At 40.9% G+C, this 17,005-nt stretch carries 18 protein-coding genes; 11 read left to right on the top strand and 7 right to left on the bottom strand.

The window, feature by feature from the left end; translation table 11 throughout:
• The first annotated feature begins 556 nt into the window (after positions 1 to 556).
• The 9 genes from HUJ22_RS00510 to HUJ22_RS00550 all read left to right on the top strand — a co-directional run bounded on the left by HUJ22_RS00510 (position 557) and on the right by HUJ22_RS00550 (position 10,751).
• On the top strand, positions 557 to 2,710 hold the full coding sequence (locus HUJ22_RS00510) for a response regulator (protein ID WP_290872122.1): 2,154 nt from the start codon (positions 557 to 559) through the stop codon (positions 2,708 to 2,710).
• Between the two features lie 352 nt (positions 2,711 to 3,062).
• Positions 3,063 to 3,632, top strand: a complete 570-nt coding sequence (locus HUJ22_RS00515) for a DUF420 domain-containing protein (RefSeq protein ID WP_290872125.1) — start codon at positions 3,063 to 3,065, stop codon at positions 3,630 to 3,632.
• A 147-nt stretch (positions 3,633 to 3,779) separates the two neighbouring features.
• Complete coding sequence (gene hemN, locus HUJ22_RS00520; protein ID WP_366870987.1) at positions 3,780 to 5,132, top strand: oxygen-independent coproporphyrinogen III oxidase; 1,353 nt, start codon at positions 3,780 to 3,782, stop codon at positions 5,130 to 5,132.
• 77 nt (positions 5,133 to 5,209) lie between these two features.
• On the top strand, positions 5,210 to 5,662 hold the full coding sequence (locus tag HUJ22_RS00525; RefSeq protein WP_290872131.1) for an Rrf2 family transcriptional regulator: 453 nt from the start codon (positions 5,210 to 5,212) through the stop codon (positions 5,660 to 5,662).
• A 70-nt stretch (positions 5,663 to 5,732) separates the two neighbouring features.
• Positions 5,733 to 6,434 (top strand): iron-sulfur cluster repair di-iron protein, encoded by a 702-nt coding sequence (gene ric / locus HUJ22_RS00530; RefSeq protein WP_290872134.1) that lies wholly within the window; start codon positions 5,733 to 5,735, stop codon positions 6,432 to 6,434.
• A 161-nt stretch (positions 6,435 to 6,595) separates the two neighbouring features.
• Positions 6,596 to 8,419 carry a hypothetical protein gene (locus HUJ22_RS00535; protein WP_290872137.1) on the top strand — a complete coding sequence of 608 codons (1,824 nt, stop codon included), beginning with the start codon at positions 6,596 to 6,598 and terminating at the stop codon, positions 8,417 to 8,419.
• A 192-nt stretch (positions 8,420 to 8,611) separates the two neighbouring features.
• Positions 8,612 to 9,823, top strand: coding sequence for a hypothetical protein (locus HUJ22_RS00540; RefSeq protein WP_290872140.1), 1,212 nt, complete (start codon positions 8,612 to 8,614; stop codon positions 9,821 to 9,823).
• Positions 9,824 to 9,904: 81 nt separating this feature from the next.
• Positions 9,905 to 10,342 (top strand): hypothetical protein, encoded by a 438-nt coding sequence (locus tag HUJ22_RS00545; protein WP_290872143.1) that lies wholly within the window; start codon positions 9,905 to 9,907, stop codon positions 10,340 to 10,342.
• 1 nt (position 10,343) lies between these two features.
• A complete protein-coding gene (locus HUJ22_RS00550; protein ID WP_290872146.1) occupies positions 10,344 to 10,751 on the top strand; it encodes a hypothetical protein in 408 nt (135 codons plus the stop codon).
• A gap of 156 nt (positions 10,752 to 10,907) precedes the next feature.
• On the opposite strand, the gene HUJ22_RS00555 is transcribed toward HUJ22_RS00550, so the two are convergent.
• The 7 genes from HUJ22_RS00555 to HUJ22_RS00585 all read right to left on the bottom strand — a co-directional run bounded on the left by HUJ22_RS00555 (position 10,908) and on the right by HUJ22_RS00585 (position 14,207).
• Positions 10,908 to 11,378, bottom strand: coding sequence for a heme-binding domain-containing protein (locus HUJ22_RS00555; RefSeq protein WP_290872149.1), 471 nt, complete (start codon positions 11,376 to 11,378; stop codon positions 10,908 to 10,910).
• Positions 11,379 to 11,465: 87 nt separating this feature from the next.
• Positions 11,466 to 11,840, bottom strand: a complete 375-nt coding sequence (locus HUJ22_RS00560; protein ID WP_290872151.1) for a YccF domain-containing protein — start codon at positions 11,838 to 11,840, stop codon at positions 11,466 to 11,468.
• A 101-nt stretch (positions 11,841 to 11,941) separates the two neighbouring features.
• Complete coding sequence (locus HUJ22_RS00565) at positions 11,942 to 12,328, bottom strand: DUF302 domain-containing protein (RefSeq protein WP_290872155.1); 387 nt, start codon at positions 12,326 to 12,328, stop codon at positions 11,942 to 11,944.
• A gap of 107 nt (positions 12,329 to 12,435) precedes the next feature.
• On the bottom strand, positions 12,436 to 12,888 hold the full coding sequence (locus HUJ22_RS00570) for an OsmC family protein (protein ID WP_290872158.1): 453 nt from the start codon (positions 12,886 to 12,888) through the stop codon (positions 12,436 to 12,438).
• Positions 12,885 to 13,211 (bottom strand): thioredoxin, encoded by a 327-nt coding sequence (gene trxA / locus HUJ22_RS00575; RefSeq protein ID WP_290872161.1) that lies wholly within the window; start codon positions 13,209 to 13,211, stop codon positions 12,885 to 12,887. The genes HUJ22_RS00570 and trxA overlap by 4 nt, the downstream gene beginning before the upstream one ends.
• Positions 13,212 to 13,219: 8 nt before the next feature.
• Complete coding sequence (locus HUJ22_RS00580) at positions 13,220 to 13,468, bottom strand: hypothetical protein (protein ID WP_290872164.1); 249 nt, start codon at positions 13,466 to 13,468, stop codon at positions 13,220 to 13,222.
• A 133-nt stretch (positions 13,469 to 13,601) separates the two neighbouring features.
• Complete coding sequence (locus HUJ22_RS00585) at positions 13,602 to 14,207, bottom strand: Crp/Fnr family transcriptional regulator (protein ID WP_290872167.1); 606 nt, start codon at positions 14,205 to 14,207, stop codon at positions 13,602 to 13,604.
• A 248-nt stretch (positions 14,208 to 14,455) separates the two neighbouring features.
• On the opposite strand from HUJ22_RS00585, the gene HUJ22_RS00590 reads away from it, so the two are divergent.
• Positions 14,456 to 14,932 (top strand): cytochrome c, encoded by a 477-nt coding sequence (locus HUJ22_RS00590; protein ID WP_290872170.1) that lies wholly within the window; start codon positions 14,456 to 14,458, stop codon positions 14,930 to 14,932.
• Positions 14,933 to 14,978: 46 nt separating this feature from the next.
• Positions 14,979 to 16,952: a Sec-dependent nitrous-oxide reductase gene (nosZ, locus tag HUJ22_RS00595; RefSeq protein WP_290872173.1), complete on the top strand. Its 1,974-nt coding sequence runs from the start codon at positions 14,979 to 14,981 to the stop codon at positions 16,950 to 16,952.
• Positions 16,953 to 17,005: the final 53 nt, after the last annotated feature.

Here is a 17,005-nt window from a genome sequence, read left to right on the forward strand (position 1 = left end):
CACCCTATTCCTCCGGTATGCCTGAATAATTTTCCAAACCATTTCACCGCCGCAAGGAAAGGGGACGCATTGGGTAAATTTATTACTAAATTAAAGCAGGGTTAAAAACCCAAATCAGTTCAATATTTCATGTTCGGCGCTCGATGTTCTTTAGGAGTTTCTCTCTCATGCAAGGTACAGCCACAGTAGGGAGGGCAGGGGCTGGGTCGTCTGGCGAAATGGCATTATAGTTAGCTTTGCTTGCAGAAAATTAACATAAACCTGCGACCATCCCCCCAATCCGTGTATCATTCCTGTTCGTGTTTTTGAACTTTCGTGGTAAATCAAAAAGTCTAGCCTCTGGTATTGTTGAGAAGATGGGATATGCAACCCTTTTCGGGGTGGTTACATTGCGGTAATCAGTAAAAGGTTATTATTAGCCTGGTTTTCTATTAGTTCGGTTTTTTTAACTCATTGGCGTTAAGACGTTTAAAAGAAAAAATTAAGAAATTATATTTCGAAACATATCTGTATATCCTTAGTTTCAATAAATGATCAGTACCGAGAAAATAATTCCATGAGTCGGAATATATTAACAGTCACAAAAAGTGAGAGAGAATATAAACCTATCTCTCAAATCCTTCAAAGAACAGGAATACCAGCCAGTGAAATCAGGAGAGGACAAGGCAATCGTTCACTAAAAAGAGAATTAGTGAATCAGTCGATCAGTCTCATCATTATAGATTTGTCTGATTTGGAACTGTCGGGTTATGAGGTGATAGATAAAGTAAAGGAGCTTGATCCTGATGTGTCTGTAACATTGATTAAGGATAATTTTAAGCTGGATGAGGCTGTCAAACTTGTCAAAGCAGGGGCCACTGATCTGATCGAGAAAGATGAACTGGAGTCCAGACTCGAGGAATCTGTAGAAGCCATTTTCTCGAAGAAGTTTGAGTTTGAAAAAAACCTTAAGATCTCTGACTTGAATCGTGACCTGGAGGAGATACTCAATAATCATATCATTAACAGTCTTCCGGGCATCTTTTTTGTGATAGACAAAACAGGACAGATCATAAGTGTAAATAACCGGTTCAGAGAAAAATTTGAATACGAACCCGGTGAGGATAATCATTACACAAATTTTGTATCTGAGGAAGATTATCAGGCTGCTGTTGAAAGTTTTGATACTACATTGAAATATTCATCAAATGAAGTTGAATTATTCCTGAAGACTAAAGATGGCGGCGAGGTTCCCTATTTATTATCCGGCATTACAACTACCATTAATAATGAAATGATACTGGTGGGAACCGGCATAGATATTAAAGACCGCAAGGAGGCTGAAAGGAAATTGCTACAAGAACAGTCTTTTACGGAAAAGGTTTTGGATTCTATCCCCGGCTTGTTTTATGTGCTGGATGAAGACATGAACTACATTCGGGTCAACCAGTCTTTTATAGATCAATTGGGATATTCCTGGCAGGAGATTCAGGATATGCATCCGTTAGATTTTTATTTTGAAGACGACCACGAACGAATAGCTAACGTGATCAAGAAAGCTTTTGAAGAAGGCTCCGCTAGCATATCTGCCAGGGTAACTACAAAAAATGGGGAACATCCCTATTTCTATTTGACCGGCTCATTCTTCAATCAGGATGGTACAAATTACATTTTGGGAACCGGCGTTGATATTACACAGCAGGTAAATCTCGAAGATCTGTTAAAACAGGCACAGCGCATGGCAAAGATCGGTGCCTGGGAGTATGACCTTGTAAACGAAAAGATGAACTGGACAGAGGTTACGCGAAATATTCTAGAGGTGGATGCGGATTATGATCCTGACCTTGAAGCCGGAATAAATTTTTATGTTGGGGAAAGTAAGGACAAGATCTCCAAGGCGGTGGAACAAGCCATTGCATATGGTGAATCTTACGATCTGGAATTGAAAGTAAGAACCGGGAAGGGTAAAATGAAATGGATTCGGACTATTGGAGAAGCTTCTTTCCGCGGAGGCAAATGCGTGAGGTTGCATGGAAGTTTTCAGGATATCACGGATAAGAAACTAGCTGAAGAGAGGATCAAGGAGTCTCTGAAGGAGAAAGAAATTCTGCTGATGGAGGTCCATCATCGGGTTAAAAATAATCTGGCGTTGGTTTCAAGTCTTATGCAGTTACAGGCTTATCAGGCTGATGAAGAAAATGTGTATAAATACTTGCACGACAATCAGAGCCGGATTAAATCCATTGCCCTGATTCACGAGCAACTTTATCAGCATCACGACTTCACGTACGTCCACCTTGATGAGCAAACAGAAAATCTGGTCAAACATATTTCAGATTCTATTGGAGACGGAACAGAAATTACCATTGATTTGAATTTGGATGAAGTAATAGTAAATATCAATCAAGCGGTACCTTACACACTCATCCTAAATGAGGTGATCACAAATACCTACAAGCACGCTTTTAATGAAAAAAGAGAAGGACAAATTACAGTTACCCTTGGTGAATTGAATGGACTGATCTCCCTTACCGTTAAAGATAACGGAGTGGGATTCAAGGAAGATTTTGACTTTGAGACCCCAACCACTCTCGGCATGACGCTCATAAAAACACTGTCAGATCAATTGTATGGATCACATAAATTTGATTCAGGTAAAAACGGATCAACGTTCAGTTTGGAGTTCGGGAAAAACGATAGCTTACGGGGGGCTTCAAGCAGCCTGATATAGAAGAAGCTCAACCTCCGGCAACCACCAAAGCCGTTGGCATCCAACGGGTGGAGGTTTAACGTTAAAGCGTTTATTTCCATCGGGCACTATACTCGGTGATTCCTGCGGGATCGTCTCCAAAAAAATCAAGCTCAACCCAACATCCTGCAATCAGGGCTCAATAAACCGTAAGCCGGGGCCCTCAATCTGTATCCTCCGCGCTTGTCCGGAAAAATCTATCGGTATTCCATTCCTGTTCGTGTTTTCGGACTTTCGCGGTAAATAAAAAATGCCGATAAAGGAATCAAAAAAATGCACGTTTTGGTTTAGCATGTCTTAACTTTGTCTCAGAAATTTAAAGAAGCATCATTTTATGGCAGAAAAAGCACAACTTCCCGAGTCCTCCCGAATCTTAGAACAAATCAGTGCGAAGAAAGCATTGGCCTTAATAATAGGACTCAGTGCAGCGGCCGTATTTTTTCTGTTCTGGCTTATCTATTTTAAAGAAGGAGCAGAAGCTTCCGTACCCTGGATTCAAAATCTCTCGGCGGTAAATGCCGGATTGAATTCATTGAGTACCATCTTCCTGTTGCTCGCCTTTCGGGAGATCAAGCGCCGTGATTTCCAAAAGCACATGCGTTTTAATTTGGCCGCCTTTGTAACTTCCTCTTTATTCCTGGTGAGCTATGTGGTTTACCATCACTTTACGGGTGATACCAAGTTCACGGGAGAGGGATTTGTGCGTCCTGTCTATTTCTTCATATTAATAAGTCATATTGTGCTTTCAGTTTTTGTAGTTCCGCTGGTACTTGCCAGTTTCTATTTTTCGTTGAGCGGCAAATTTAAAACTCACAAAAAAGTCTCCCGCTGGACGTTCCCTATCTGGCTCTATGTATCAGTAACCGGAGTACTGGTTTTCTTTATGTTGAGATTCTGGGGATAAGGAATATTGAAGGGAAAATTGGGTCCTTATGTCGGTCCGCCGTCATCCGTCCTCGGTCATTCATTCAACATTTAAAATTCTCATCCCCAGTTCATAAAAACTTTACAAAAGGTTGTTATCATGCAATTCATATACCTATGAGAAATGATGAATACCGAGTTAATTCAAAAATACAACGTACCGGGTCCTCGATATACCAGCTATCCAACAGTTCCGTATTGGAATGAAAAAGGGATTGGTATCGAAGACTGGGAATCAACATTAATCAGTGCTTTTGCGGAATCGTATGAAGATGGCATCTCTCTTTATATTCATCTTCCGTTTTGTGAAAGCTTATGTACGTTTTGCGGCTGTCATAAAAAGATTACCAAGCGGCACGAAGTTGAAGATCCATATATTGAAACGGTATTAAAAGAATGGCAGATTTACGTTGACTTCCTGCCCATTATACCGCGTATCAAGGAAATTCATTTAGGGGGCGGAACACCAACTTTTTTCAGTACATCAAATTTAGATCGCTTAATCAGTGGGATTTTAGACCGGGCTGAAGTCACAGAAGAATATGAGTTTAGTTTTGAAGGTCATCCGAATAATACTTCCAAAGAGCATTTGCAGACATTGTATGATTTGGGTTTTAGAAGAGTGTCGTATGGCGTACAAGATTATGATCCAAAAGTACAGTTAGCGATTAATAGGATTCAGCCTTTTGAAAATGTGAAGCGCGTACATGAATGGTCAAAGGAAATTGGATACACTTCGGTTAACCATGATCTGGTATTTGGGCTTCCACATCAAACCAAAGAAGGTATTAAGGAAACCATCGATAAAACCAACGAGCTTCGTCCCGACCGGATTGCCTTCTACAGCTATGCTCATGTGCCTTGGATAAAAGGAAATGGTCAGCGCGGATTTAATGAAAAGGATCTTCCAAAGGATCATGAAAAGCGAGCGCTATATGAATTGGGCAAGCAAATGTTTTATGATAACGATTATGTGGAAATTGGTATGGATCATTTTGCCCTGAGATCGGATAGCTTGTATGAAGCCATGCAAATCGGAACCCTTCACCGTAATTTCATGGGATACACGGCCGGAGCTACCAAAGTGATGATAGGTTTGGGAATGTCAGCCATTAGCGACAGCTGGTACAGCTTTGCACAGAATGAGAAAAAACTGGAAGACTATCAGGCCAGGGTAGAGAAGGAACAAATACCGATATTCCGTGGACATTTATTAAGTAATACAGACTTAATGATGCGGAAACAAATTTTAAATATAATGTGTCGGTTTGAAACAGAATTTGAGGGCAGTGAGCAGATGTTCAGGAAGATTAAAAATCGTCTGTCAGAACTTGAGGAAGATGGGCTTGTAAATATCGCAGGAAGAACCATCAAAGTGACGGAAGCCGGAATCCCATTTGTACGTAATGTTTGCATGGCTTTCGACTTAAAGCTGCACCAAAATAAGCCGAAGGAAAGACTATTTTCACAAACAGTATGATTCTCGGAAAAAGATTCTGTGATTTGGTACATTTATTCCTAAATTAAGACAAAGAACTCTTAATTAATTTTTTAGTTATGTTGTTATCAAAATCTTGTGTGTACGGATTGCGAGCCTCTCTTTATCTTGCTTCAAAGAGGGATGGAGAGTTCTATTCCCTGAAGGACATCAGTGAAGAACTGGATATCTCGTTTCATTTTTTAACCAAGATCTTACAGCAACTAACTGCAGACGGTTTGATGGAATCCTACAAAGGGCCAAATGGGGGAGTAAGACTTTCTCAAAAAGGCAAAAAATCCACGTTGTATGATATGGTTATTGCCATTGACGGGCCGGGACTTTTTACCCAATGTGCACTGGGTTTGCCCGGGTGTGGATCACAAGAACCGTGCCCTTTGCACGAAAGCTGGATAGGCACAAGGGAATCAATAGAAAAAATGCTCAGGCGGACCAGTTTAATAGAAATTGCCAAAGAAGGTAAAGAGAAACATTTTAGACTCACGGCGGAAGGCCATTTTACCTGGCAATAACCTAAACAGGTAACGCAGAAAAAATTTTTACCCTAAATAAGACAAAATACTCTTAAAATTTTATAACATTATGAATACCCAAACACTATCTCAAAAACCGGTAGGCCAAATAGTAGCCGAAGATTACAGAACCGCACAAGTACTCCGTTCATACGGTCTCGACTTTTGCTGCGGAGGAGGAAAGACGCTGGAAAAAGCCTGTACTTCCAAAAAAATTGAATTGAATGAAGTAGTATCCGATTTAAAAGCTTTAAATATGACGGATAACATTGAAGATAATTACAATGAGTGGTCGCTGGATTTCCTGGTGGATTACATTGTAAACAATCACCACAGTTTCGTGCGAAAAATGCTTCCGGAGATCAGCTTTTATGCTGAAAAAGTAGCCCGTGTTCACGGAGAAAGGGATCCGGAATTACTCGATATACTTCAGAATGTTTATCTGCTTCGAAGCGAAATGATGGGGCATCTTCAAAAGGAAGAGGAAGAATTATTTCCGCAAATCAAAGAATTGGTTACTCAGAAGAAAACCGGGTCAGTAAAAGCGGCTATTATAGAAGCTTTGGAAGATGAGCACGACAAAGCCGGAGATTTAATGGCCAGGATTGAGGAATTAAGCAATAGTTTCAATCCTCCCGAAACGGCCTGTGCATCATACAAAGTATTATTTCAAAACCTGGAAGGGTTTCAGCAAGACCTGCACAAGCATGTTCACCTGGAGAACAACATTTTATTCCCAAAGGCTCTTAAGCTTGAGCAAAGTTTAAACTGATTGACCTCCTCAAAAGACAGGCCACCTTTTCGAGTGATTGAAGGGAGAACTGGCCTGTCTTTTATAACATGGTGCTTCATCACTCCTTCATAAAATTTAGTTATCCTAAATTGGGGTAGGTTGTACTTCCCTCCGCTAAAATTTCATTTAATACAAGCAAAATGCAAAATTCACCTCACTCTTTTTCCATTCCGGTAATGGGAACCGGGCACTCTATCGACTCACCAATTCGCGTAGCTCCGTACGGTATAAATTCAGTTATTTCAATTGTAGATGATTTGCTGGTTGAACGTATTCGCAAGCATTATTCAAATCTTTTGGAGCTACCCTATAAAAATATTCCAAGAAAAGCAGAAGATGGACGGGCCCGGAGAATTACGGCATATTTGGATTTGGTACAGGAGATTGTTCAGCAGAAATTTGAGGAGATTAAAAGCCAACCGTTCTTTGAGCAAAATGAGAAAGCTAAGTATTTTGGGATGTTGCCTGATGGTTCTGAGCTAAAGCAAATGTATTATCAACTTATGGAAATGGTGGCAGGAACTGAACAGCAAAAGCTTGCTTACCAGCTGACAAATGAAATGCAACCTGGCTCCATTGATGTTAATATTATGGCAAAGGTTGACGGATTTAGTTATACCAATAGCGGTCAGCCCATGACTTCCGAATTCAGTGATGGCAGTGCAGCTTTACGTGGATATGCCAACAGTAAAGTTTCGTCCAGTTTGATATTATCTGCCGGTTTTAACCCAAGATTATACAATTATCTGTCTGAATTCGAGGATTTCTACAGAGATGTAAAAGGAAACATCAAGAAAAAAATCATTCTGAAAGTGAGTGATTTCAGGTCCGCGTTAATACAAGGCAAATATCTGGCTAAGAAAGGGTTGGAAATATTTGAATATCGTATTGAATCCGGATTGAATTGCGGTGGACATGCATTTGCTTCTGACGGTTATTTGTTGCCAGCGTTGCTCAAGGAGTTTAAAGAGAAGCGTGAGATGTTGAGTACGGCCATTCAACCCCTTATTGAAAGCTTTTATAACGAAAACCGTGAGGGAGGTTTTAAATCAGATTGGGAAATAAATGTCCCAAGGCTTACCGTACAGGGAGGTATTGGAACCGATGGAGAAGCCAAGCGTTTGCTGGAAGATTTTGAAATGGATGCGACCGGATGGGGCAGTCCTTTTTTAATGGTTCCCGAAGCCACAACGGTGGATGAACCTACCATGAAACTTCTGCAAGATGCAAAGGAAGAAGACCTGTATTTGAGCGGGGTTTCTCCATTGGGCGTTCCTTTCAATAACGTACGTAATACCGGTTCCGAAAAATGGCATAAAGAGCGAATTGAAAAAGGGAAACCCGGCTCGCCCTGTCCTAAAGGATTTCTGGAATCAAATACAGAATTTACAGAAAACCCAATTTGTACTGCATCCACTCAATATCAGTTATTAAAAATAAATCAGATTAATGAAAGTGATATTCCGGATGAAAAGAAAAAAGAACAGCGCGAAAAAGTATTAGATAAAGCCTGTTTGTGTGATCATCTTGGTAATGGAGCTTTGATCAGTTTAGGTATTTTGAAAGAACATCGCGCACCGCAAGCCATTTGTCCGGGTCCCAATATTGCCTGGTTCAACCGAAAATATAGCTTGCAGGAGATGACAGACCATATCTATGGTAGAAGCAATTCACTGGTGCCGCCTGAGAGGCCACATATGTTTGCCAAAGAAATGATTATGTATGTGGATTATTTTGAGGAATTGATTCAGCAAAGTGAAGACCTCGAAGCTGATTTAAAAATGTTAACCCGGTTTAAGAATAATCTGGAAGCAGGTATGGATTATTGTATGGAAATAGCCGGTTCAGATGCTTACCAAAACGAAAATCTGAGTTCTATTTCTGAAACAATTTCCCGGCAAAAACCAAGGCTGCAGCAACTTTTTAAGAAATTGGAAGAGAGCTGTATGGCCGGCGTTTCCTGAATGTTTCTTAAATAGCGTTGATTTAGAACAGTGTAATTAATGACAGATGGAGCTGTTTAACATTCCTTTTTGAATGGGTTTTGACCCTCTGAAAATTAAACTCTCTTGCCTTATCAATTCTTCATCTAAACTTAATAGAATAAGTCTATTCTGTTTAAAAAATTAAAACAAGAAAGACATTAAAACATGAACATGCTGGCTAAAGATTCAGGGATTTGGCAATGGGCCATATTCAGTTTTATACTGGCCGGAGTTACCGGTTTTCTGTATCGTCTGGGCTTTGTTACGGTGCTTCCCTTTGATCTGAATCTTGAAAATATTCGCCATGCTCATTCGCATCTAATGTTTTTTGGATGGGCTTCACTACTGCCGCTTTATCTTATTAAGATAGATTCCATACCCGGATACCATGCTGCAATTGGTGCTCGTTTTATGAAATATTCACTATGGGCTGTACTGCTATTTGGTTTGATTTCATTTCCTTTCTTTTTTATCTGGGGCTATAAATCGGTTTCCATAGGTGATGCGAATCTACCCTTTTCAGTTATATTTTCCGGTTTGGTGATGGTAGGATGGTACGGATTTATGATTGGCTATCTGTTTACGCGAAATCAAAAACATGACTTTGTCCCTAATGTTTGGTTTGAAGGAGCTTTAATGATGCTATTTATTAGCTCATTGGGCGCATGGGGAGTAGGGGCTGTGGAAATGCTGCACATCGGCGGGCCACTCTTAGGCAAAGCTCTCACACATTTTTTCCTGGCTACGTTTGTGGAAGGCTGGGTACTCTTAGTTTTATTGGGTTTGATCTATAAGGCTTTGAACTTGAAAGAAGATGATTTAGTGGTTTCACCGCTCGTTCTGGTAGGGTTGATTGCTATCGGTGCACCGCTGACATTTCCTTATGGTATTTCTGAATCAATGTTGAGCCTTAACTTATCTGTAGCCGCACGGATGGGGGGTATTTTGATAGCTGAGGGGACGCTATTGTTTTTGTATTCTGTCTTTAGAAGCCGCCGTAAGTCGACATCCATTTGGATATGGCCGCTTTTATTTCTGGGGCTTAAGGCTGTAATGCAGCTGATAGCTTCGGTATCTCCCGCTGATTTATGGCTGTCTGAGCATGGAGTTCGTGTTTTTTATCTGCATGTTTTATTACTGGGAGCTTTCACCACCGGTATGATCGGGTTTTTAAAACAAGACAGCTCCATCAATAACGCATATTTTTATGGAGTACTGGTGTCGGTTAGCATCGTACTCATCAGCTTAATTTTGTTGACAAGTTTCTGGCCTGCGTTTCTGAGTGGCGTGTGGATATATTACGGATTGGCGGTAACCGCATTATTACCGGTGATTGCTGTATTAGTGTTCTGGTTAAAACTGAATAAAACCATTGTGCATTGATAAATTTTGGGGTTAATTTGATTATCAGCTGTTTGTTATACTTGGAACAGTTAAGCAATAAATCAGGGAGCTAATCAAATTATGCCGCTAATTACCCGCTTATTTATAAAATCAGGGATGATCTTTTTCCTGATATCTTTACTGATTGGTATTGCGTCTCAAATCAAAGGCTTCTCATTCCCGGCTATTGCTCCATTGTTTTGGCATACACTTATGCTGGGTTGGATTACCCAAATCATAATGGGCGTTTCTATGTGGATGTTTCCGGGACGGGTTAAAGAAGAGAATTTTCAAAATCAAAAATGGGGATGGATAGCTTTTGCATGCTTGAACGTGGGTTTAGGACTTCGCATAATCGCTGAACCGTTTTTAAATATATCGGAAGCAAAATTATGGGAGATTCTGCTCGTTTTTTCTGCCATTTTTCAGTTTATAGCTGTTATGGCCTATGTGACTGAGATTTGGCCGCGGGTGATGTCGAAGAGTCAGCGCAGAAAGAAGAAAAAAGAAGGAGCTTGAAATGCCTCTCATTTCCCGCTTAATGATAAAACTGTCGCTGATATATTTGGTTCTGGGTGTAACCATCGGTGCGTTAATGCTTGTCAATAAAGCCTGGCTGATCTCGCCGATACTATGGTTTGTAATACCCATCCACATCGAGTTTTTGATCTTTGGATGGATTATTCAATTTACCCTCGGCGTTGCCTATTGGATATTGCCCCGCTTCCTGGAATCTAAAGGAAGAGGCAACAAGTACCTTGCCTGGCTGATGGTTTTGTTTTTGAATGCCGGAATTTTATTGGTGGCCTTCTCCGGGTATGGATTGGGGAGATCGTTCGCTTTGACCGGGAGGATATTTGAGATGCTGGCGGTTGTTTTGTTTATTTCGTTGCATTGGAAAAGGGTGGTGACGTACAACCGGGGTTAGCCCAAAAAGAAACTTTAAGCGTCTAACGGACCTTGAAGCGCTCGGTGTTTTTTCAAATCAGGACTCAATCTAATTACGGCAACGCCTGGGGAAGCTTAAGCACATTCCAGGGTTGCTTTCTTTGCAATCTCGTAATAGGAATATGGGTAAATATTTTTATTGAGCTTGTTGCTGAAGGTCTTCCCTCAGAGAAGTAAACCATGACGATAGTTTCTGCCGCTCTTGATTGCTGAGCCGGGCATCAGCATGAATCCATGTATAGGAGGGAAGCGGCATTTCTTCGGCATCAACCAATTCAATGGCCTCTTCCAATTTATGATCAGCGCGATCGGCGGGATAATCTGCCCACATCGATAAATTGAATTCATCCCGCCCTTCATCAATATGATCTTGCAGCCACCAGGATATGGGTTCGATATTTGAGTACCAAGGATAGCTGGTTTTATAAGAATGACAATCATAACAGGCACTTTGTATGATAGCCGATATTTCTTGTGAAGGCTGGTGAATTGTTAAAAAGTCTTTTGAACTGTCGTATTCCGGAACGGAAGTATCAGGGCTGAAAAACTGCAGGACGATTAAAAGAAGGGCTAAACCAAGCAGTATTTTTGAGGATAGAGAATTCATAATTACTCCTTTTTTTAGAATGTATTACAAAAAAAGAAGAGTTCCGTGTAAATAATTATAAATGCTGATATTTAGAACAGGACTAAATTAAAGCTTCACAATTTTACGCCCAAAGGGAAGCAATGCTACCGAAGCCAGTTTAAAGTGTTGCCTGGCGAAAGGGATTCCGATGATGGTAATGAATAAAATCACCCCAAAAAAAAGATGAGTGGCGGCAATCCAGATTCCCCCAATGAGTATCCAGAGGATATTCATGCTGATAGAAAGGCAGCCATCGGCTTTTTCATTGAGGATGGTTTTCTTGCCAAAGGGAAACAGGGAAAGTTTGGCTAGTTTGAAAGTCTGGATTCCAAAAGGAATTCCGATGATGGTGAGACATAGAATCGCGCCCGATATTACATATTCAATGGCTACAAAAAGACCGCCAAAAATAAACCAAATAATATTTCCAAGGGTATTCACAAGCAGAGAGCTGATTTTAAATTAAAAAGAGATAAAGTTCTGACGAATGTATCTCCTTGAAAAGAAAATAGCAGAATATTTTTAGCGATTTCAGCAGATGCTTACAATCGGTCGATTACTTTTTTGAGCATACCGCGAACGGTATCAGCCACTTCACCAAGCTCATTGTTTTCGATGGCCTGCATGGATGCAACCGGATCAACAGCAGAGACTTCCACCTTACCGTTATCATGTTCCTGAACAATGACGTTGCATGGAAGCATCAGTCCAATATGTCCTTCAGCCTGCAAAGCTTTGTAAGCGTTGGGAGGATTACATGCCCCAAGAATTCGGTATTTCCTGAAATCCACATCAAGCTTTTTCTTCAGCGTTTCTTTGATATCAATTTCGGTAAGTACACCGAATCCCTCTTCCTTAAGAATTGCAGTCGTTTTTTCAATGGCTTCATCAAAGTTTAAATCTAATATTTTACTAAAATGATATGACATAGGATTTTTTGATTTTTTATTGATGATTTTGATGTGCCACTAAAACTCGAAAGCACTAAAAATGGATTTTTCCTTTCGTGTTTTAGAGATTTCGTGGCGTTAAAATTTTATCCACCCACGGCAACCAGTACTTCCGGTTCCAACTTCACTTCTGTTTTGATGGAGCGGGTGATCAGACAGGCTTCTTCGGCCTTTTGTAAAATCCGGAGCGCCTTTTCTTTTTGATTTTCATCCATAATAACCAATTTTGGCCGCAGGATAATTTCGGTCATGGCAAATTTACCGGATTCGTTGCTCATAGTTCCGGTTGCCGGCACGGAAAGCTCTTCATACTTCAGCTTTGAGTATTCTGCAATGGCTGTAAACGTGGTCATAAAGCAACTGCTGACCGAGGCTACAAACAGGTGCTCAGGACTCCAGATTTCTTCAACTCCGCCGGGGAATTCAGGTGGGGTAGCCACTTCAATGGTATCATTTAGTTTATTGGATCGAAGTGTGCCTTGACGGCCTTCATCCCACTTCAGTTCAACATCGTAAGTATGTTTTACCAATTCACTCATCGCTGCTCCAGTTGTTGTTCAATAATTTGCTTTAACTGTGGCATTTGTACAACACCGGCTTGTTGCCAAAGCAGTTCTCCTTTATGGAAAAGGATCAGGTTCGGAATACCGCGAACTTGGTATTTGATGGCAACATCAGGATTTCGCTCGGTATCAACTTTGATGATGTTGAGTTTGTCGCCCATTTCATGTTTTAACTGTTGCAAAATGGGTGTCATCATTTTGCAAGGAGCACACCAGTCGGCATAAAAATCAACTAATACGGGCACCTCGTCATTAATGATTTCTGAAAATGATTTTTGTTTGGTTTCTGTATTTTCCATGTTTGTAATTATTTAATCTCTTTAAATTCTGGTTCTGAACTATCATTTACACTTTCAACAGGGGATTTCTGGGGAACTCCACAAGATTGAGATACCATACATCCGGTATTGGTGACAGCCTGGAAAATGAAAAAAGCACTGAAAAACCCGGTAAGGGTATCCTCATGCAAAATAGCCATGACGGCTAAAAACACCCCTACAGACAGAGCTACCCATCGCATGGTATGCCAATTCGTAAATAGTTTTTGTTTAATCATCGAGCTCATAGTCTTTAGATAACCTTTTATTGTGAAGACAATATTAATCACCTTTTCTGCTAAACTCAGTGACAATTATCACACAAGAACACTGAACATCCAACAAGGAACATCGAAGGTTGAAAGAAGGGTATTATGGATGTTCAGTCAGCGAAATTCGGTTTCTGCCGAGTTCGACGAGTCCTTCGGTTTCCATTTGTTTGAGCAGGCGGGAGATGACCTCACGTGCGGTTCCCAGTTCCTGCGCCAATTGCTCATGGGTTATTTTGATGTCTTTAGAGCCGGACACTTTTGCTTTTTTCTGCAGGAATTGCAGCAAGCGTTCATCCATCTTTTTGAAGGCGATGGCATTTACCACTCCAAGTAATTCCTCAAATCGTTTGTGATAAATCTGAAATACATAATTCAGCCATTTCGGATCTTTGCTCATCAATTCCCGAACCTTTTCAATGGTGATAAAAACAACTTCAGTTTCTTCCTCGGCGATGGCTTTTACTTTACTCGTATCGTTATATAAGGCAGCGAGAAATGACATTACACAGGTATCCCCTGGTTGTAGGTAATATAAGACCATTTCCCTGTAATCATCATCAGATTGCATCACTTTTAAACTGCCTTTGATTACAATGGGGATGGAACGGACCGGCGCATCTTCACTGACAATCTCATCTCCGGTTTGGAAAGTTTTGGTAATTCCAAGTTCAGAAAGGGCATTTGCATTAGGAAGCAGCTGATTCATAAATGAATAATTGGTTAAGTGAAAAACTTAAACTACCAAAAGTGAAGATCAGTATCCCTTTAAAGATTCAGAAATTGTTTAGAGATCCATGCGTGCAAATTGGCTGCAATAGAATCTATATCTCTAATCAAACTAATTATAAATAACTGGGGGAGGAAGTGTTATAAGGGAAATTCATACATCCTTCATATAAAAAAGGCATAATAAAAGACATTTATGTCTTAATAACGAAGATAAGTCAGATCATCATGAAACTCACAAAAATATCTATTTCTGCAGTGATAACCCTTGCTTTTTTATTCCATGGGTGCGGAGGGAACAATGGAGAACAGAAGCAACAGAGCAATAAAACTGTACAAGAAAATGAAAGTGGGTTAACCGCTTTTGAATTAGAGCATGGTATAGGTCCTGTATCAGAGACCATCTCATTAGGGGATGAAGTCGATATGGAGCTGGTTCAAAAGGGTAAAGAAATTTTTGAGCTTAAATGTTCTGCATGCCATAAAGTGAATGAACGTTATATAGGACCTGCAATGAATGATGTGCTCGACCGTCGATCTCCAACCTATGTAATGAATATGATCTTGAACCCGGACGGAATGACAAAAAACCATCCGGAAGCCAAGAAATTACTTCAGGAATATATGAGTCCCATGCCTAATCAGGGACTTACTCAGGAAGAGGCGAGGGCTATTGTTGAGTTTTTTGCCTCAGACTTAGAATAACGAATTTTAATACTCAGTCAACCCACCAATCAAAAACAGGAATACTATGAAAAAACAAATGTACAGCCATCGGTTTTGGATGCTTCCTGCTGTTGTACTGATAAGCATCACGCTTTTCGGTTGTAATGGCAATGGTAATTTCAGTTCCAACTCAGATGCAGCGCAAAAAGTATATGTAGCTCCAGGTGAGCTCGACGAATTTTACGGATTTATGTCCGGCGGATATAACGGACAGCTTGGAGTGTATGGACTGCCTTCGGGGCGACACATATTTACAATCCCTGTATTTTCGCAAGCTCCCGTTAATGGATATGGTTACAGTGAAGAGAGTAAGGCCATGCTTAACACGACTCATGGATTTGTACCCTGGGGAGATTCTCACCACCCGGAGCTTTCCCAAACCAATGGAGAAACAGACGGGCGATGGATTTTCATCAACGAGAATAACACACCACGTGTAGCTCGTATCGGTCTTGATGAATTCAAGACTCAGGAGATTATTGAAATCCCTAACTCAGCCGGTAATCACGCTTCGGCTTTTGTAACGCCAAATACAGAGTATGTGTCTGCCGCAACCCGATTCAGTATCCCAATGGATGAGGATATGAACAATATGGATGTGTCTATTGATTCATACAAGGATACTTTCAGGGGAACACTCTCTTTTATTAAAGTATCCGAAGAGGGTAAAATGAACATCGACTTTCAGATCCTGATGCCGGGCTTCGATTATGACTTGTCTCACTCCGGTAAAGGACCATCTGACGGTTGGGCATTTTTTACCAGCTACAACAGTGAAATGGCGCATAGCTTACTCGAGATAAATGCTTCTAAAAATGATAAGGACTTTATCGCGGCTATTAACTGGAGGAAAGCTGCTGAGTACGTGAAAGAAGGTAAAGGGAAAATGATGCCCGGCAAGCACGTGCGTAACTATATAGATCATGAGGAAGGTGGAATAGCCAAATCTGAGACTATTAACGAAGTACGTATTCTTGATCCACGGGAACTGGAAGGTATCGTTTATTTCCTTCCTACCCCTAAATCTCCACACGGGGTAGATGTTGATCCTACCGGCCAATACATAATTGCAGGTGGTAAGCTTTCAACCGTGATTCCGGTTCACTCTTTTGCCAAAATGATAGAAGCGATTGAGAATGAGGATTTCGAAGGTGAAGTGATGGGGATTCCCGTGTTGAAATATGATTCTATCCTTCATGGTGAAGTGGAAGATCCCGGCTTAGGACCTTTGCACACAGAATTTGACGGTAAAGGTTATGCTTACACCACCGCCTTCATTTCTTCTGAAATTGTGAAGTGGGATATTGAAAATACTCAGGTTGTAGATCGGATTGATACCTACTATTCACCGGGTCACCTTATGATACCGGGTGGAGACAGTCAGAAACCGGACGGTAAATATCTGGTTGCTTTGAATAAGATCACCAAAGACCGATACCTCCCAACGGGCCCTGAAATGTTCCATTCAGCTCAGTTGATTGATATTTCCGGCGACAAAATGCAGCTGCTGCTTGACTTCCCAACCGAAGGAGAACCACACTACGCGCAGGGTATTGCTGCCGAGAAAGTTATAAAAAATCAGAAGCGGTTCTATAAGCTTGAAGAGAACACTCACCCATTTCGTGCAACAAGTGAAGCTCAAACTAAAATTGAGCGAAACGGAAACGAAGTTCATGTTTACATGACCACCATCCGTAGTCACTTTGCCCCTGATAATATTGAGGGAATTAAAGTAGGTGACAAGGTCTACTTTCATGTAACGAATCTTGAGCAGGATTGGGATGTTCCGCATGGTTTTGCGATCAAAGGTGCAAACAATGCTGAACTTCTCATTATGCCGGGTGAAACCCTGACCTTAACCTGGGAGCCTAAAGAAACGGGTGTATTCCCATTCTACTGTACAGACTTCTGTTCAGCGCTTCACCAGGAAATGCAGGGTTATGTGAGAGTATCACCAGAGAACTCTGACATTGATTTTAAATATGGAACTGGTCAATGATGATTTGATTTTCTTCACTGCTGGGGAGTTGAAACCTCCCCAGCTTTTTTAAA

This window comes from Gracilimonas sp. (genome assembly GCF_014762685.1).
Lineage (GTDB): Bacteria > Bacteroidota > Rhodothermia > Balneolales > Balneolaceae > Gracilimonas.

Excerpts from the sequence above, each read along its gene's own strand:
- HUJ22_RS00580 (WP_290872164.1), bottom strand. The coding sequence starts at position 13,468 with ATGATTAAACAAAAACTATTTACGAATTGGCATACCATGCGATGGGTA.
- trxA (WP_290872161.1), bottom strand. The coding sequence starts at position 13,211 with ATGGAAAATACAGAAACCAAACAAAAATCATTTTCAGAAATCATTAAT.
- HUJ22_RS00525 (WP_290872131.1), top strand. The coding sequence starts at position 5,210 with ATGTTGTTATCAAAATCTTGTGTGTACGGATTGCGAGCCTCTCTTTAT.
- HUJ22_RS00555 (WP_290872149.1), bottom strand. The coding sequence starts at position 11,378 with ATGAATTCTCTATCCTCAAAAATACTGCTTGGTTTAGCCCTTCTTTTA.
- HUJ22_RS00510 (WP_290872122.1), top strand. The coding sequence starts at position 557 with ATGAGTCGGAATATATTAACAGTCACAAAAAGTGAGAGAGAATATAAA.
- HUJ22_RS00590 (WP_290872170.1), top strand. The coding sequence starts at position 14,456 with ATGAAACTCACAAAAATATCTATTTCTGCAGTGATAACCCTTGCTTTT.
- HUJ22_RS00535 (WP_290872137.1), top strand. The coding sequence starts at position 6,596 with ATGCAAAATTCACCTCACTCTTTTTCCATTCCGGTAATGGGAACCGGG.
- HUJ22_RS00565 (WP_290872155.1), bottom strand. The coding sequence starts at position 12,328 with ATGTCATATCATTTTAGTAAAATATTAGATTTAAACTTTGATGAAGCC.
- hemN (WP_366870987.1), top strand. The coding sequence starts at position 3,780 with ATGAATACCGAGTTAATTCAAAAATACAACGTACCGGGTCCTCGATAT.
- ric (WP_290872134.1), top strand. The coding sequence starts at position 5,733 with ATGAATACCCAAACACTATCTCAAAAACCGGTAGGCCAAATAGTAGCC.
- HUJ22_RS00585 (WP_290872167.1), bottom strand. The coding sequence starts at position 14,207 with ATGAATCAGCTGCTTCCTAATGCAAATGCCCTTTCTGAACTTGGAATT.
- HUJ22_RS00540 (WP_290872140.1), top strand. The coding sequence starts at position 8,612 with ATGCTGGCTAAAGATTCAGGGATTTGGCAATGGGCCATATTCAGTTTT.
- HUJ22_RS00550 (WP_290872146.1), top strand. The coding sequence starts at position 10,344 with ATGCCTCTCATTTCCCGCTTAATGATAAAACTGTCGCTGATATATTTG.
- HUJ22_RS00570 (WP_290872158.1), bottom strand. The coding sequence starts at position 12,888 with ATGAGTGAATTGGTAAAACATACTTACGATGTTGAACTGAAGTGGGAT.
- nosZ (WP_290872173.1), top strand. The coding sequence starts at position 14,979 with ATGAAAAAACAAATGTACAGCCATCGGTTTTGGATGCTTCCTGCTGTT.
- HUJ22_RS00545 (WP_290872143.1), top strand. The coding sequence starts at position 9,905 with ATGCCGCTAATTACCCGCTTATTTATAAAATCAGGGATGATCTTTTTC.
- HUJ22_RS00515 (WP_290872125.1), top strand. The coding sequence starts at position 3,063 with ATGGCAGAAAAAGCACAACTTCCCGAGTCCTCCCGAATCTTAGAACAA.